This window comes from Enterococcus sp. DIV1283b, assembly GCF_051710965.1.
Lineage (GTDB): Bacteria > Bacillota > Bacilli > Lactobacillales > Enterococcaceae > Enterococcus_B > Enterococcus_B lactis.
This window is the reverse complement of record NZ_JBIOLR010000001.1, coordinates 206,139-222,215: the sequence shown is the minus strand read 5'-3', so window position 1 is coordinate 222,215 and position 16,077 is coordinate 206,139. Positions and strand designations below refer to the sequence as shown.

16 protein-coding genes and 2 pseudogenes are annotated in these 16,077 nt (G+C 39.7%); 7 read left to right on the top strand and 11 right to left on the bottom strand.

Features of this window, described 5'->3' with window-relative positions; genetic code table 11:
• Positions 1–169 precede the first annotated feature (169 nt).
• From IGJ53_RS01095 to IGJ53_RS01075, 5 genes are all read left to right on the top strand, one after another.
• On the top strand, positions 170–898 hold the full coding sequence (locus IGJ53_RS01095; RefSeq protein ID WP_002325215.1) for a GntR family transcriptional regulator: 729 nt from the start codon (positions 170–172) through the stop codon (positions 896–898).
• A 119-nt stretch (positions 899–1,017) separates the two neighbouring features.
• Complete coding sequence (locus IGJ53_RS01090; protein WP_259742052.1) at positions 1,018–2,193, top strand: betaine/proline/choline family ABC transporter ATP-binding protein; 1,176 nt, start codon at positions 1,018–1,020, stop codon at positions 2,191–2,193.
• A gap of 3 nt (positions 2,194–2,196) precedes the next feature.
• On the top strand, positions 2,197–2,838 hold the full coding sequence (locus IGJ53_RS01085; RefSeq protein ID WP_002293405.1) for an ABC transporter permease: 642 nt from the start codon (positions 2,197–2,199) through the stop codon (positions 2,836–2,838).
• A complete protein-coding gene (locus IGJ53_RS01080; protein WP_002374232.1) occupies positions 2,835–3,752 on the top strand; it encodes an osmoprotectant ABC transporter substrate-binding protein in 918 nt (305 codons plus the stop codon). The genes IGJ53_RS01085 and IGJ53_RS01080 overlap by 4 nt, the downstream gene beginning before the upstream one ends.
• On the top strand, positions 3,749–4,420 hold the full coding sequence (locus tag IGJ53_RS01075) for an ABC transporter permease (RefSeq protein WP_311135318.1): 672 nt from the start codon (positions 3,749–3,751) through the stop codon (positions 4,418–4,420). Before IGJ53_RS01080 ends, IGJ53_RS01075 begins: the two co-directional genes overlap by 4 nt.
• 317 nt (positions 4,421–4,737) lie before the next feature.
• On the opposite strand, the gene IGJ53_RS01070 is transcribed toward IGJ53_RS01075, so the two are convergent.
• The 5 genes and pseudogenes from IGJ53_RS01070 to IGJ53_RS01050 all read right to left on the bottom strand — a co-directional run.
• A complete protein-coding gene (locus IGJ53_RS01070; RefSeq protein WP_259742053.1) occupies positions 4,738–4,941 on the bottom strand; it encodes an endo-beta-N-acetylglucosaminidase in 204 nt (67 codons plus the stop codon).
• A 62-nt stretch (positions 4,942–5,003) separates the two neighbouring features.
• Positions 5,004–5,493 (bottom strand): annotated as a pseudogene (locus IGJ53_RS01065) (mannosyl-glycoprotein endo-beta-N-acetylglucosamidase).
• 195 nt (positions 5,494–5,688) lie between these two features.
• The gene (locus IGJ53_RS01060; protein ID WP_438749349.1) at positions 5,689–5,955 is read right to left on the bottom strand and encodes a Txe/YoeB family addiction module toxin; all 267 of its coding nucleotides are present in this window, start codon (positions 5,953–5,955) and stop codon (positions 5,689–5,691) included.
• Positions 5,955–6,218, bottom strand: coding sequence for a type II toxin-antitoxin system Phd/YefM family antitoxin (locus IGJ53_RS01055; RefSeq protein ID WP_010731777.1), 264 nt, complete (start codon positions 6,216–6,218; stop codon positions 5,955–5,957). Before IGJ53_RS01055 ends, IGJ53_RS01060 begins: the two co-directional genes overlap by 1 nt.
• A 154-nt stretch (positions 6,219–6,372) precedes the next feature.
• Positions 6,373–6,831: pseudogene (locus tag IGJ53_RS01050) on the bottom strand (glycoside hydrolase family 127 protein); the annotation flags it as partial.
• A gap of 231 nt (positions 6,832–7,062) precedes the next feature.
• On the opposite strand from IGJ53_RS01050, the gene IGJ53_RS01045 reads away from it, so the two are divergent.
• A complete protein-coding gene (locus tag IGJ53_RS01045; protein ID WP_042956872.1) occupies positions 7,063–7,224 on the top strand; it encodes a hypothetical protein in 162 nt (53 codons plus the stop codon).
• A 142-nt stretch (positions 7,225–7,366) separates the two neighbouring features.
• Here IGJ53_RS01045 and IGJ53_RS01040 read toward each other — a convergent pair whose 3' ends face one another.
• The 3 genes from IGJ53_RS01040 to IGJ53_RS01030 all read right to left on the bottom strand — a co-directional run bounded on the left by IGJ53_RS01040 (position 7,367) and on the right by IGJ53_RS01030 (position 13,570).
• A complete protein-coding gene (locus IGJ53_RS01040; RefSeq protein ID WP_002294202.1) occupies positions 7,367–9,190 on the bottom strand; it encodes an APC family permease in 1,824 nt (607 codons plus the stop codon).
• Positions 9,191–9,607: 417 nt separating this feature from the next.
• Positions 9,608–12,313: a YhgE/Pip domain-containing protein gene (locus tag IGJ53_RS01035; protein WP_259742054.1), complete on the bottom strand. Its 2,706-nt coding sequence runs from the start codon at positions 12,311–12,313 to the stop codon at positions 9,608–9,610.
• A 309-nt stretch (positions 12,314–12,622) separates the two neighbouring features.
• A complete protein-coding gene (locus IGJ53_RS01030) occupies positions 12,623–13,570 on the bottom strand; it encodes an NADP-dependent oxidoreductase (protein WP_010731774.1) in 948 nt (315 codons plus the stop codon).
• A 187-nt stretch (positions 13,571–13,757) separates the two neighbouring features.
• On the opposite strand from IGJ53_RS01030, the gene rpsN reads away from it, so the two are divergent.
• Positions 13,758–14,027, top strand: a complete 270-nt coding sequence (gene rpsN / locus IGJ53_RS01025; RefSeq protein ID WP_002293413.1) for a 30S ribosomal protein S14 — start codon at positions 13,758–13,760, stop codon at positions 14,025–14,027.
• Positions 14,028–14,198: 171 nt separating this feature from the next.
• Here the strand turns inward: rpsN and IGJ53_RS01020 are convergent, their stop codons facing one another.
• Genes IGJ53_RS01020 through acpS form a run of 3 tightly spaced genes read right to left on the bottom strand, consistent with a single transcriptional unit; the run spans position 14,199 to position 16,059 of the window.
• Positions 14,199–14,561, bottom strand: coding sequence for a type II toxin-antitoxin system PemK/MazF family toxin (locus IGJ53_RS01020; RefSeq protein ID WP_002289874.1), 363 nt, complete (start codon positions 14,559–14,561; stop codon positions 14,199–14,201).
• A 10-nt stretch (positions 14,562–14,571) separates the two neighbouring features.
• A complete protein-coding gene (gene alr, locus IGJ53_RS01015) occupies positions 14,572–15,693 on the bottom strand; it encodes an alanine racemase (protein ID WP_010731773.1) in 1,122 nt (373 codons plus the stop codon).
• Between the two features lie 15 nt (positions 15,694–15,708).
• Positions 15,709–16,059 carry a holo-ACP synthase gene (gene acpS, locus IGJ53_RS01010; RefSeq protein WP_002293418.1) on the bottom strand — a complete coding sequence of 117 codons (351 nt, stop codon included), beginning with the start codon at positions 16,057–16,059 and terminating at the stop codon, positions 15,709–15,711.
• Between the last annotated feature and the right edge of the window lie 18 nt (positions 16,060–16,077).

Below are 16,077 nucleotides of genomic sequence, written 5' to 3'. Positions count from 1 at the left end.
ATTATATAGCTAAGATACCATGATAACAATGGGTATTTATGTATGAAATTTCATTACAATAGCGTTAAATCAAGTGTATATTCTCATTATTTCTTAGTTTGTTATAATTATAAAAACAGCCAAACTATGTTATAACAATAGTATGATGATTTATTTTAGGAGGGTAAAAATGAAAAAAACAGCAAGTAATATTCCTTTATATGCACAAATTGCTGATGAACTGCGAACAAAGATCTTTATGGAAGAATGGGTAACAGGTATGAAAATCCCTACAGAAGAAAATCTTTGTGAATCCTACCATGTAAGCCGCATTACCGTACGAACTGCTATCGACAGTTTAGTAAATGAAGGGCTAGTAGAAAGAAAAAGAGCAAAAGGAACGTTTGTGACGGATTGGAAAACAGAAAAAGATGAACATTTTACGCTTGTACGCTCTTTTACAGATGAAATGAGAGAATTAGGTAAAGAAATAAAAACGATTCATGCAAGTATTTCAATTGAGAAAGCCAATCGAAAAATAGCAAAACTCCTTAACGTGAGTCCTGACGAAAAAGTAATGGTCATGAGACGTACTCGTGCAACTACAGCTGATGAAAAGCCATTCGTTTATTTCATTACCTACTTTAAATATCGAGCAGATTTTCCTACAGAGGATTCGGCTTATTATGACTCCTTTTACGAACTATTGAACCGGTATCATATTCAAGTAAACCAATCGAAAGAATATATTGAAGCCATATTACCAGACAAAGAAATACAGGAAGTATTGAATATTACAGAACATGAACCGATTTTAAAAAGGGTACGAATCACCAAACAACTCGAAACAGATTTCAGAGAATATAGCGAATGCTATTACATTGGAAACAAATATCGCTATTATATTGATTTTTCTTAAAAAGAAACGATCATGTCTCTAATTAAAATAAAAAAACTACCCTATTTGTATTTTTTCATTGTTTTAGGCATACTAGTAATAGATAGTTCTTCATTGAAAATAGAAAAAGAGGTGGCACCATGATTGAATTTCAAAATGTGTCAAAGATTTATAAAGGTGGGAAAGTTGCTGTAGAGGACGTCAATCTTTCATTTGAAAAGGGTGAGTTCATTTGTTTTATCGGTACGAGCGGGAGCGGAAAAACGACGACGATGCGGATGATCAACCGAATGACTGATCCAACACACGGGAAAATTTTGATTGATGGAAAATCCATCCAAGAAATTGATCCAGTGGAATTGCGACGTCAGATCGGCTATGTTATCCAAAGTATTGGATTGATGCCTCACATGACGATCCGTGAAAATATCACTCTTGTCCAAAAATTGTTGAAAGTCAGTCAAGAAGAACGGAATAAAACAGCTGAAAAAATGATTGATCTTGTGGAATTGCCCCGTGAGATGTTAGATCGCTACCCACATGAATTATCTGGTGGTCAGCAGCAGCGTATTGGAGTCGTTCGTGCCCTTGCAGCGAATCAAGATATCATCTTGATGGACGAGCCATTTGGTGCGCTTGATCCCATCACTCGTGATTCTTTGCAAGACCTTGTCAAAGATTTACAAGAGCGCTTGGGAAAAACGATCGTATTTGTAACCCATGACATGGATGAAGCGATTAAACTAGCAAGCCGTATCGCCATCATGAGTGAAGGTCGTGTGATCCAATTCGATACACCAGAAAATATTTTACGTCATCCTGCAAACGATTTCGTAGAAGAGTTGATTGGAGAAGATCGCTTACTACAAGCAAAACCAAATGCGACAAGAGTCGGAGAAGTTATGCTAAATACAGCAATCACGATTACACCGGAAAAATCATTACAAGAAGCAATCAAACTGATGAGGGAAAAACGTGTAGATACGTTATTAGTTACCGATAATTCGAATGTATTAAAAGGATTTATCGATGTAGAAACGTTGAATAAAAAACGAGGAAAAGTATCCAGTGTAGGCGACATTTTGAATAAACATGTTTTTTACGTAAAAGAATCCGCCTATCTTCGTGATACCTTGCAACGCATTTTAAAACGCGGGCTGAAATACGTGCCGGTCGTTGATGAACAGAACAAAGTCGTAGGTATCTTGACTCGCGCATCATTAGTGGATATTGTCTACGATGTGATTTGGGGAGAAGACCCTGCAACTACCGATGTTGCAGAGTCAGCTACTCCTGAAGAATCTAAGGAGGTCTGACCTATGCAGCAGTTTTTTCATCAGCACGGTTCAGAAATTCTCTCAAAAGGTTTTGAACATCTTTATATTTCAGGACTTGCTTTGATCATTGGTATCATCATTGCTGTACCGCTTGGTGTCTTACTGACACGTTTTCCGAAAGCTGCTACGATTGTGATTGGCTTAACCAGTGCCTTGCAGACAATCCCTTCTCTTGCATTATTGGCATTGATGATCCCGCTATTTGGCGTAGGTAAATTACCTGCGATCATCGCTCTCTTTATTTATTCATTATTACCAATTCTACGAAATACGTATATCGGGATGAAAAATGTCGATTGGAATTATCGGGATGTGGCAAAAGGGATGGGAATGACTGAGTTCCAATCCATTTTTTCCGTCGAACTGCCTATTGCTATGCCAACGATCATGGCCGGCATTCGTTTAGCTGCCGTTTACGTGATTGCATGGGCTACCCTTGCCTCTTATATCGGGGCTGGTGGTTTAGGTGATTTGATTTTTAGTGGACTGAATAATTACCAACCAGATCTCATTTTGGCAGGTACGATCCCTGTAACGATTTTAGCACTGTTGGCTGATTGGCTTCTAGGTCTCTTGGAACACCGGCTGACACCGATCGCACTTAGAGAGGAGAATGAAGAATGAAACGTATACTAAAAATGACCATGGTTCTTTTCTCTCTTCTTATACTTGCGAGTTGTTCCTTCCCTGGACTTGCCAGCAATACAGATGAAGACACCATCTCGATCACAGGTGGGATCACTTCTGAAGCTCAGATCTTAGCAAGCCTAGTTGCCGGGATGGTTGAACATTATACAGATAAAAACACAGCGATCATCAACAATCTGGCTACTACAACTATCAACCACCAAGCGATGATGAACGGAGATGCTTCGATTTCAGCGGCTCGCTACACAGGAACAGATTTAACTACTACATTGAATCTTCCTCCTGAAAAAGATCCGAAAAAAGCTTTTGAAATCGTGAAAGATGAATTTGAGAAAAGATATGACCAAACGTGGTTCCCATCCTATGGTTTTGAAAATACGTATGTCTTTCTTGTTCGAAAAGACACCGCAAAAAAATACCATCTATCTAAAGTCAGCGATCTGAAAAATGTAGCGGATGAATTAGTAGCTGGTGTAGATACTTCTTGGATCAATCGTAAAGGAGACGGTTACGACGGCTTCCAGGAAACTTATGGCTTCTCTTTTAATTCGATATTACCCATGCAGATTGGACTTGTTTACGATGCAGTCGAAGCAGGTAAAATGGATATTGTTCTTGGCTACTCTACGGATGGACGGATTGCCAGTTATGATTTAGTCATGTTGGAAGATGATCGTCAATTCTTCCCACCATATGATGCTGCTCCAGTTGTAGACAACAAGGTATTAGCTGATACACCTCATTTAAAAGAAGCCTTAAATAAGTTAGGTCATACCATCAGTACGGAAAAAATGCAGGAATTGAACTACGAAGCAGATAATAATCTAGTGGAACCATCAGTAGTAGCACAACGTTTCTTACAAGAAAACCACTATTTTGAAGGGAAGTGAAGCAATTGGATAAAATGAATGTCTTTCAACAATTTTTCTATTATTTCCAGGAAAATGGCTCCTATATCTTTGCACAATTTATCCGTCACTTCCTGATTTCTATCTATGGTGTCCTCTTTGCAGCAGCTGTCGGGATTCCGGTCGGGATCATGATTTCTAGGAGACGTAAATTAGCAAACTGGGTGATTCGTTTAGCGAATATCATCCAGACGATTCCTTCCTTAGCCATGATCTCCATTCTGATCATTGGATTAGGTCTAGGAGTCAATGTCGTGATTGTTACTGTATTTTTATATTCCCTGTTACCCATTATCAAGAATACGTACACCGGGATGATCCAAGTAGATAAAAATATCCTTGATGTCGGCAAAGGCATGGGGATGACTGCTAGACAACGACTATTCATGGTAGAGTTACCACTCTCTGTTTCTGTTATCATGGCAGGTATAAGAAACGCGTTAGTTGTTGCCATCGGGATAACCGCGATCGGTGCATTCGTCGGTGCTGGTGGTCTTGGAGATATCATTATCCGAGGAACCAATGCAACAGATGGCACATCGATTATTTTAGCCGGTGCATTGCCAACTGCATTAATGGCGATCATCACAGACTGGCTTTTAGGTATTTTGGAAAGACGGCTAGATCCAGCTAGCCGTACATCACGCTGATGTTATTGTAAAAAACAAAAGCTTCTGCGACCATTTGTTGGTCGCAAAAGCTTTTTTAGTTCTGTCATTTTTTAAGGCAATAATCCACTCTGATTCTTCCCTCCTTATGGGCAAAGAGTTGCTTTTTTAACTATTTGTCCATTCCGTATACTCCAACTTCATACTGCCAACGGGTTCATCTTTGCATCCACCGACTAAGTTTTTTTCTTATCCGCTAAGGCATTTTGCCAATCCATTTTTCCATCACTCGTCATGGAATTCATACCACATGATCTCTAAATACTCGCCTGCTTGTTCTTTGAATTGGGCATCAATTCTTACATCGCTTTGGCGTGGCTTTCATTTAAGCCTTTTCCATCAGTCCTCGATTGTTCGATGCCTACAGCTGCATCATCAAAACTGGTGACTGCCGTATCGGTTTCTTGATTGATGAACCAGTCATCAAAACCATATGTATTGGTAACTTCGATCATCTTTTCTACAATCGAGAACTTGCCATCCTCATCCTTGGCTAAAAACATATCTGGCCATTCCAGCTTCTCACCATGGGCGGTTTGCAGTTCCTAAAACCGGTACACGATTCTTATGGGCTGCATCCGTCGCAACTAGACTTGGCGGTACGATGATTCCTTCACCAGAAGAGTACCCCCGTAAACCAATTGATCGATATATTGCCAATAAGAAAAGACATTGGCGTCAAAGGTATCGATCCCTCGTGGTGCATTGCCGTTGATACTGCTATTCATGGCCGAAATCGCCACGACTTTGACTTCTTCCGTTTGAGTGACATTCATGTTCGGCAATGTCGCTTTGGATATCCGCTCTGCTAAAGGAACGACACTGGTTATTGTATTTCGTATCTGTATCTTTTCCAAAAGACCATGCCAACGAATCTCTGGGAACCAATAAGACGACTCCGGTTGATTATCCATTGCTTTTTTCAACATACTTTTGGCTGTTTCTCGATAAACGACTTTTCCAATTGTCTTCGCCTCACTTTGGCGATAATCGATGGTCGTTGCCACTGCCAACACTAACAACGATGCTCCAATTTTACTGATTTTCCTTGTCACACTTCTTCCTCCTTGTTTTACATAAATCCGTCAACATTCCTAAACACAAACGATAACCCTTCAAAGGTGGAGAAATAGGAACAAATTAAAGAAATCATGCAATAAATCCAAGAAGGTTGGTTTTAAAACAAAAAAAGAGTCTCCTTTTTGGGGAGGCCCTTTGTTAACTACCTAAAAAGGTTGGCTCTTCTCACTTCACTCATAATGTGTCCAGGCAGAATAAATTTCCACAACTTTATTTTCCTCATCAACTTTGTAAACCACTCGATGCTGCCTATTCAGCCTGCATGAGTATCTGCCTTCATGTGTAGGTCTCAGCTTTTCAAAAGACTGCGTGGGCATATATGGATCTTTCTTCAATGTCTGAATCACTTCTTCAAATTGTTTCTTTAAATTCGATTGCTTGATTTTTCTTAAATCCACTTTCGCAGAGTTTTTGATTGCGACTGTATAGTTACTCATCAAAGAGCTTCCCAATCAATATCATCGATATTCGTAAAGCCACTGTCGTCTTTTTCGCGGTCTCGTACTTTATCTAAAGTACCTGTTTGCTCAAGAAAAAGGGTTTCTTGAATCGCTCTCCAGTCTTCCAGCCCAATCAATACAGCATTGTTTCCACTACGATCACTAATAATCTCGATTTCAGTATGATTTTCATTTACATCTTTCAATAACTGATAAAAATTTTTACGAGCAGTGCTAGGATTCATCGTTGTATTAGCCATTGTCTCTCCTCCTTTTTCTTATATAATTATAGCGTACTTGGTTAAGTACGTCAAAAAAATACAATAAAGCACTTAAATTCAGCAGATTTTTTCCTCTTTTTTACATAGAAAAAAAGACCCCTTTTTAGGGAGGAGCTTTGTCCACGATCACTTCTTACTCCTTTACGACTAGCGGTAGCCAAACGCGCATTTCGCCAATGCCTCGATCGCCCCATAGATGGTAAGGAATCAGTTCTCACGTATGTGGTGTAACCGTTTCGGCTCGTTCTTCGTAAAGGGTTGTTCCAGATCATTCTTCGCTTTGGTAACCTTTGATCGCCAAACGTAAAGTAATTGGTAACAACATATCATATTTAGCAAAGGTCGTATCCAAAGCCTGTGGGTCTATGCGACAACACCAATACAATACACGAAGGTTCCTCGTTGCAGTGTGACTTGATTTGATATCTTGAATAACCTGAGTATACGCACGCAAGATTTGTAACGGTTGTTCAAAACTGATTTTGGCCGTCAAGTCTTCTACTGCCTCAAAAATGATTGCCTCTTTCGTCTCCTGCCATTCATGTTCACTATTGATTTGAAACTTGCTTAGACCGTTGGGTTTGTGAATCACCCATTAAAAATGGCACTGAGTTATGGTAACAAAAAAATGGTCACTTGACGAGGCTGAGATTCCTACTCATGGCGTCAGATTAATAAAAGGCATTATTTAGTAGATGACAACAGTATATGTTTGTAAGCAGCACAATGCAATCTGCTCATTGTGCTGCTTGTTTTTTATTCTTCGCACACTTTTCGACCAAGAAACGCAACGCCCTGATCATTGATTATGGAAGGCGAACCATTGTCAGATGTCACGATCAAGGATATTCCTACTTATGAAGACACATGGCACTTAAGAGTCGAGGTAAAGGAAGAAGCTGAAAATATAGGAGGCTGTACATTATTTGGCAAAGGATTCGGAAATTATGATCAAGGCATCAAAATCAAAATGTTTTACAGCTAAATAAGAAGAATAATAACATTTCATACGTTGTTCCCATCTTTAATGGCTTATAGAGGGCACCTTTAGCTGAGAATAAGAAAAAAACAGACCATCTAGTTTCAATTAAGAGCTAGATGGTCTGTTTTTGATTTTAAAACTTGGCTTATTTCTTCAAATGGTAGCTATAGGTGCTGACAACGATATTTTCACGCCAAGACAATCGCAATCTTAACCGCAAACTTGTTTGGTTATGGAGAATATTCTGCCAACGTCTGTTTGGTACAAATTGAGGAATCAGCACAGTAGTTGTATAGTTTTGTTTCGCTGCATTTTTACTTACGATATCTACATAACGGATAATCGGATTTTCAATCGAGCGATAAGAAGAATGGACGATTGAAAAACGGACATCTGGGAAATGCTTTTTAAATTCTGCTTCGATTTCTTTTTCTTTTTCGACATCTTCGTCTAGCGAAACGTGCATCGCAACGACATAATCACCGATCGAACGTGCGTAATTCAACGCACCGATATTCACCCGTGTCACATTCCCAACTAATACAAGAACGGTATTTCCGTCATAATCATGTAGTTTTGCATCATTTTCTAAACGAAGCTGTTCTGCCACTTTTTTATAATGATCATGGATCTTATAAAAAATGAACATAACGATTGGCATGATGATGAAGAAAGGCCAAATGTCCCCTAACCGATAGACGAACAAAATCGCAATGATTGCATATGAGATGAACGCACCTGTAATATTGGCAATCGATTTGCTTAACCATCTTTTTCCTTCTTTTTTCCATTTGACGACCATCCCTGTTTGAGATAAAGCAAATGGAATGAACACGCCGATAGAGTATAACGGAATCAAGCGTTCTGTTGAGCCATGGAAAATAAACAGCAACACGATCGAACCTAGCGCTAGTGTGATAATCCCATTGGAATAGCCTAGTCGATCCCCACGATCTTGATACATGTGGGGCATGAATTTATCTTTTGCCAAATTGTATGCAAGAACTGGAAAAGCAGAAAAACCGGTATTGGCAGCAACGGCTAAAATCAGCGCTGTAGCAAATTGAAGGACGTAATACAAAATACCATGTCCAAAGACAGCTTTACCGATTTGAGACAAAACAGTAACTTCTTTTTCTGGAACGATTCCATACCAATAATTGATAAATGTGATTCCAACGAAGAAGAAACCTAAGATCAATGCCATCATCGTCAATGTGGCAGCGGCATTTTTGGCTCTTGGCTTTTTGAAGAATGGTACGGCATTACTGATAGCCTCAACCCCAGTCAAAGAGGAGGAACCAGAAGAAAATGCTCGTAAAATCAAGGCGATAGAAACCCCTGGAACAGCCGCCCCTGGAAGCGCAGTAGCTTGCAATGGCACAGCACCTGTCACGATATTATATAACCCAACAACGATTAGCAACGAGATCACAAGGATAAATGTGTACACCGGAAATAACAGGAACGATGCAGATTCTCTCAGACCACGAAGATTCAGCATCATCAGTAGTAAAACGATTGTCACAGAAATAGCAACTTGATGCCCGTATAATGCTGGCACCGCTGATGTGATTGCTTCAGCACCTGCTGAGACAGATACTGCTACCGTCAACATGTAGTCGATCAATAAAGAGCCACCGGAAATCAAGCCCGCATTCTTCCCAAGATTCTCACTGCTGACGACATATGCTCCACCGCCATGAGGATAAGCATGGATGATTTGACGATATGATAGCGTTAAGGAAATCAATAAAATAATAACAAAAGCGGCAATGGGCAGCGAATACCAGATAGCTGCAGCAGACAAAGCGACTAAAACAACAACGATTTGTTCCGTACCATATGCAATAGATGATAACGCATCAGACGACAATAATGCCAAAGCAGCAAAACGGGTTAATTTGTGCTCATCATTTTCAGCAGATTTTAAAGGCTTACCTACTAACAACCTTTTTAAGTAATCCAATTTTTAAACTCCTTTACACGCAATTTTACTTCAAGTATTATAGTCGAAAATTTATAGTAAACAAGATGTTATAGTACGCTCACTGACCTAAAAAGTCAATAAACTTTAAGAAAATAATTGGAAAAAAACAGAAAAATATCAAGCGCTTTTTCAAACGCTTTAATACAGCAAAAATCTAACATTTTTTTATGGGCTTTTTCTTTGAATTCTATAATAAAAGGATAGAACTTGACTTAGAAAATCAGGTTCTATCCTTTTTTATATCTTAACTTTTGAAAGAGAAATGTGAAGCTGTTTTTGTTTGGTTATTCTTATTACTTCATGTAGAACAGCTTTTTCACAACCTCTTGGTAAATGGTGTTCCATCAGCTGACCCTCGGTATTAGCTCAAAACGCTGATTTCACAACCTCTTTTCTTTAATGAAAAATATGGCTCTCATGCGCCGCTTCTTTGAATTTCGTCATTTTTTCTTCGATGAACGGATAGACTGCCGTTCCTACGACTCCAAAGACAACAAACAAACCGACCATGATCCAGATTGCATTCGTAGCATTTGGCCAGTAAATGCCTCCTGCAGATTCCCGCAACAAGTTTACCGCATGCGTAAATGGCAAGAACGGATTGATCATTTGGAAGAATTTTCCTGAGACTTGGATCGGATAGTTCCCGCCTCCACCAGAGATCGACAGTACTAAAATGATGATAGCGATCCCCTTACCGACATTATCGAATAATGCAGCCAAGACGTAAACGATCATCATGAACGCTAAGGCGATCAAGACAGCAAATGACACGCTGTAGACTGGATTTTGGACATCTACTCCTAGTAAGAAAATATTTCCTAATGTAACAATCAAGCTTTGCGCGATTGCCATTGTCAAGAATGTCAGCATACGAGCAACGAATTGTTCTCGTTTCGTAAAATTGTTTCGGTCTTTCTTTCCTAAATAGTATTCTGTCGTAGCAACACTTGAAAGAAGAACAGCGCCGACCCACAGACATAGTGCAGTATAAAATGGAGTGCTAGCTGAACCGTTATTTGCGATTGGATAGAGCGCATTGGTTTGCAGCTCAACAGGTTGTGTAAAGAAGTCACTTTCTTTTGTTGCATCTAGTTTCAATAATTTGATGACTTCGCCTAGATCAACTTCCTGTTCGCCTTTTCGGATCGCATCTGCTGCTTTTTGGATACCAGCTTTGATATTTGGCCAGTCATTGTTGATCAAGTCCGCAGCAGCGTTCACAGCTGTTTCGACTTCTGGCATTTTTTCATTTACTGTTGTCAATGTACCGGTGATTTCATTTTTTAGTGCGGGCCAATCATTTTGGATAAAATCAGCGGCCAACCCTAATTTTTGCTGAAGGATCGGTAATTCATTGTTGTATAGGTCTGCCCCTTCATTGATGCCATTGACGATGGTCTCCATATTGCCATTCAACATTGTATTGGCATCGTGGATTTCTTGTCCAATTGCAGGCATTTCTTTTTGATATTTTTCTAAGATTGCCACTGCATTTGTTACAGTTGCTTTCGTTGAGCTGAGAAGCGAATCAAAGTCGATCTGGTCCGCTTTGCTCAGTGCGCCTTGTGCAGTCCCAATCGTATCGATGACTTGGTCTAGTAGAGAAGTGACGGTGGAACTGATTTGACCTGTATTGATACCAGCAATGATGCCATTGATATTATTAGCAACGGCATCAATTTGATCCAGCAATTCATCAATAGCCTTCGTGTCTTCATTTTGAACAGCTGTGTTCAAAGCAGATAGGCGGTTTTGCAGATCGCTTAGCAAGGGTTTTAATTGATTTAGCTGATCAATAATTGGCTGCAATTTCGTATTTCCAGCACTTGTTTGCAATTTAGTCAGGAACTCGACCAGTTTATCGATTGCATTTTGTTGTTGAGATATTCCGTCAATAAAGCCGTTCAATACATTGCTGATGTTTTTCTTTTCATCATCAGTCAGCTTACCATCTTCAATAGCTGTTCTTACAGTATCTATTAACGAACTAGTCGTTGTTGCCACTTGTCCAATTGACTTCAATGTAACATCTACACTGTTTGTGATGCTTGGTATCGCATCTTTCAGCTGAGAGGCACCTGATTTTGTTTGGTTTGCTAGATCACTTGCCTGGTTTTCTAAATTTTTCACATCTGGCAAGATACCTTGTACTTGTTGGATGATCGTCAAGCCTTGTTTTGCTTCGTCAATTCCTTGATTCATTGTCTCTTGGATCGAAGCAAAATCACCGTCGATCTCTGCTAGTTGTTTACCGGCATTTTGGATCTCTGGGATTTTTTCTTGCAAATCAAGGATGATTTTTGCTTGGTCTTTCAACTCAGGCATTTTATCATTCAATGCAACGACTTTTTCGCCCATCTCATCTACTTTAGGGATGTAATCCACGAATTCATTTGCTTTATTCAGTTTTTCCTTGATGTCAGGTAGCTGGCTTTGTAATTCGAGGACTTGCTTTGTGTAGCCGTCGATCGTGTCTAGATTTTCATCTGTTGATAAAATCATATCTTTGACTTTATTGATACTTACTAGGTTCGTATCGATGTCGTAACCTATTTCATTGAATACTTTCAATAAAGTCGAACTGGCTGTTTTGATAAATTCATTTGTGATTTGCGATTGGATCGAACTTGCTCCTTTATCGGTGATTTTCGGTGCAATCGCATTGATTTTTTCATTTACCGTATATTCGATTTTTGGTTTCTTGATGTCACCACTAGTAAAACTCAGCAGATCTTCTGAGAAATCCTTTGGCAGGTAAATACCTGCGTAATACTTTCCGGAACGGACTCCGTCTTCTAATTGTTCTTTTGAATCAACGAATTGCCATCCTAATTGTTTATTTTTATGAAGCGATTCGATGACTTGCTCCCCAATGGCCACTTCTTTACCTTGAAACTCTGCTGGCTTGTCTGCACTGTAAACAGCAATTGGCAGCTCTCCAGTATTTCCATATGGATCCCATAGTGCTTTAATGTTAAACCACGCATATAGCGAAGGGATGATCATGATCGCAATGATCAAAAGTGTAGCAATCGGGTTTTTGAAAATCCGTTTCCAGTCAAGCAAATATAAACGAAGTGTATTTTTGATTGACTGCATAGTTCTCCCCCTTCTTCTTTTTTCAGCTGAATTACTTTACCATGTATTTCATACTTTTTTCAATCGGCTTTTTTCAAAAAAGTCGAATTTTTGGACATATCACGGCAATTGTCTCATTGTAATCTCTTACATATTGAGAAATAATTAAGGATTACAGCCTTTACTTTATCATGAAATAAAAGGGAAAGATAATTTTATGCCAAAATTTTTATCTATTATACGTATACGCAAAAAAAGCTAAAACACTTTTTTTGGTCTTTGCCCCTACAAAAATGTTTCAGCTTTTTTCATTTTTTATCCCTATATTTCTTACTTTTCGAATGACAAAATGATTTTCCCAGCAGGAGGATGCCCTTCAACTTGCTGATGTGCTTGGATGACATGTGTAAGGGAAGCAGACAGATTCATTGAAATAAAAATATGAAAGGCACCTTTTTGATAGGCTTTGATTATGCCAGCAAAGGCTTCTGCATCTTGATATTCCTTTCTTGGAACAAATGATTCATAAAAGCCTTCCTTTTTTTGCCGCAAATCTAGGTCTGGGAGGTCATTTAATGCAACATATCTCCCACCTGGTTTCAGGATCTGGATGCCGGTTTCTCCTTTGATGCTTCCTTTCGTGGCATCAATCACAAGGTCTGCTTGATCAGCAAATTGCATACCTGGGTCTGTTTTATCATAAGCAGCAAATGCTGAAGCTCCTAGTTTCCTTACTTTTTCTTCGTTTTTACTAGAGGCACTGGTTAAGACTCGGATGCCCTTTTCGTGGAGAAGCTGGATCAGACTAGACCCGACCGCACCTGATGCACCTAGAATCATCACTGTATCTGTCGGCTGGATTTCCGTCAAATGATTGATTAGATTGTACGCCGTAATCCCTGGTGTGACCATTCCGGCTGCTTCTTCCCAACTCATTTCATCTGGAATTTTTGCTGCTTTTGCTGATGGCAGTACGATTTCTTCTCCGTAAGTCCCGCCGACTGCATGGACAGCTACTCGATCACCTACATGAACAGTTGTGACATCTGAACCAATCTCTGTCACGATACCAGCGCCATCATTACCTAGTACATAAGGGAATTTCAATGTTCGTATCTCTTTCATCTCTCCTGAACGCAAGGCAACATCATACGGATTCACGCTGAATGCTTTTATTTCTACACGAATATGTCCGGAATCGACTTCTCTGGGATGAGCATCGATTTCTTCAAAAACATCTTGCGCTTCTCCGTAACCGTTAATTGCAAATCTTCGCATGGTTACCATCTCCCTTTTTCTTTAAGTTTACGTTGATGCCTTTATTTTGACAAAAAAAATGTCTTTTCAATTTGGAACATGATCCAAAACAAAATAGTTGTTTTTTTTCGCGTATCGTGTTAAATTATTCATCTAAAAGCGTAAAGATTACGATTTACGCTAATAAAAAAATTGGAGGAATTTGTTGATGGCTAAAAAATCAAAGATTGCCAAAGCAAAAAAACAGCAAGAAACGATTGAACGCTATGCTGCTTTACGTCAGGAATTAAAAGCGCAAAAAGATTATGAAGGCTTGCGTAAACTTCCTTTAGATGCTCGTCCAGAACGGTTGAAAAATCGTGATCTAATCGATGGACGACCTCGCGGATACATGCGTAAATTCGGGATGTCCCGTATAAAATTCCGTGAGTTAGCACATAAAGGTTTGATTCCAGGAGTAAAAAAAGCCAGCTGGTAGTCCAAGTCTGGCTGTAAAGGAGGAGGGCGCATGGACCACTCCTTGGATCATCAAAAAAGATACGTTCGCTTCTTCTAGCAGAAATGCTGGTACTAGAAGCGGACGTATCTTTTTTTACGCACAGTTGGTCCTTTTTTTATATGTAAAGGCTGCATGGTTACTTCGCTATACTTATTTAGTAACAGGAGTCAGTGCCTCAATGCCCACACTAATTTTTAATGCTCGGTCAACTTCTGCCATAATTGGTCGATCCAAATGGCAGACTTTTTCTTTCAATCTTGATTTATCAATCGTTCTGATCTGCTCCAACAGGATAACGGAGTCTCTTTCTATTCCTGTTCCAGTAGCTTTGATCCCAATGTGAGTCGGAAGCTTAGGCTTAGCCATTTTTGCCGTTATAGCCGCAACAATGATCGTCGGGCTGAAATGGTTACCTAGATTATTTTGAATAACCAAAACTGGACGTGTTCCGCCTTGCTCCGATCCCACGACTGGAGAAAGATCAGCAAAATAAATATCTCCTCTTTTTACCATAGGATCCTCCTTATTCTTGATATTCTCTTGGTATCCGCTGTCCTAATCCGCATGCCACTTCATAGTGGATCGTACCTAATTGATCTGCTACATCTTGCATAGTGATTTCTTTGTCTGCATTTTTGCCGATAAGCGTCACTTTTGTTCCGACCGGAAATTCTTGAGGCAATCGGATCATCAGTTGATCCATACATACACGTCCAATCGTTTCACAATAGTTTCCTTCTACCAATAAAGAAAAACCTTGCATCTTTCGTAGCCAGCCATCTGCATAACCGATCGGTATCGTTCCGATCCATTCTGCTTCAGGAGTGATATATGTTTCCCCGTAGCCGATTCCTTCACCTGCTGGGAGTTTTTTGACTTGGATCAATTCAGAAACCAGTTCAAGCGCTGGCTGTAACGGATAAACTTCCGGAAGTGCATGTCCAGATGGGTTCAGTCCGTACATTGCTACTCCATAACGAATCATATTGCCGATTGTTTCATCATGCCATAAAGCCGTTGCACTGTTACTGACATGTACATATCGAGGAAGTTCAGGAAGTTTTTTTAGCACTTCCATAAAGCGTTCCTTTTGCAGATTCCAATACGTATCATCTGCTTGATCTGCTGTAGAAAAATGGGTAAATAATCCTTCCCATTCTAATACACGACTTTCTCTGATGAATGCAGCTGCCTCTTTTACTTCTTCAGGTGTATAAAAACCGATACGTCCCATCCCAGTATCTGCTTTTAAATGGATCGAAAGAGGCATCTCTAGCTTACTTTCCTCTAAAATAACAGCTGCTGCTTGCAACCATTCCTGTGTACCTGCAGTTACTGACAAATCATGAGCAACAGCTAAAGCCAGTGCGTCGTAAGGAACCATGTTCAAGATAAGGATGGGCTGAGTAAATCCAGCTTCTCTCAACTCGACTCCTTCATCTAAATTTGAAACACAAAAGCCCGAAGCTCCACCAGCAACTGCTGCTTCAGCTGTCTCTACAGCTCCATGACCGTATCCGTTTGCTTTTACTACTGCAAACAATTCTTTCCCTTGCGGAAGTCTTGCCACTTCATTTGCTACATTTTCAGTTATAGCTTTTTTATGTATCACTGCTTTCGTTGGGCGGTGCCAAGCGACAACCATCATTTTTCCTTCTTTCTAGTCTTCCAAAATAATTTGTGCAAAAGCTGTTTCATTTGTGTGAGTAATACTGACCCATACATTGCCTTCATGAGGTGAACGCGTAACAACGGGCTGACCGTTTTCATTTTTTAAAATCTCGATATCTTGAAAGGTAACTTTCCCGATCCCCGTTCCCCAAGCTTTAGAGAAAGCTTCTTTACAAGCGTAACGTCCGCCTAAAAATTCTACTTGGCGATGAAAAGGCAAGGACTGGAACAGTTTCGTTTCTTCAGAGGTCAAGATTCGTGCAATGAATTTTGGTTTTTCTTCGATCAGCCGAGTGATCCTAGACAATTCGACTGCATCGATCCCAATTCCTTTTATCATATGCTTTTCTCTTTTCAA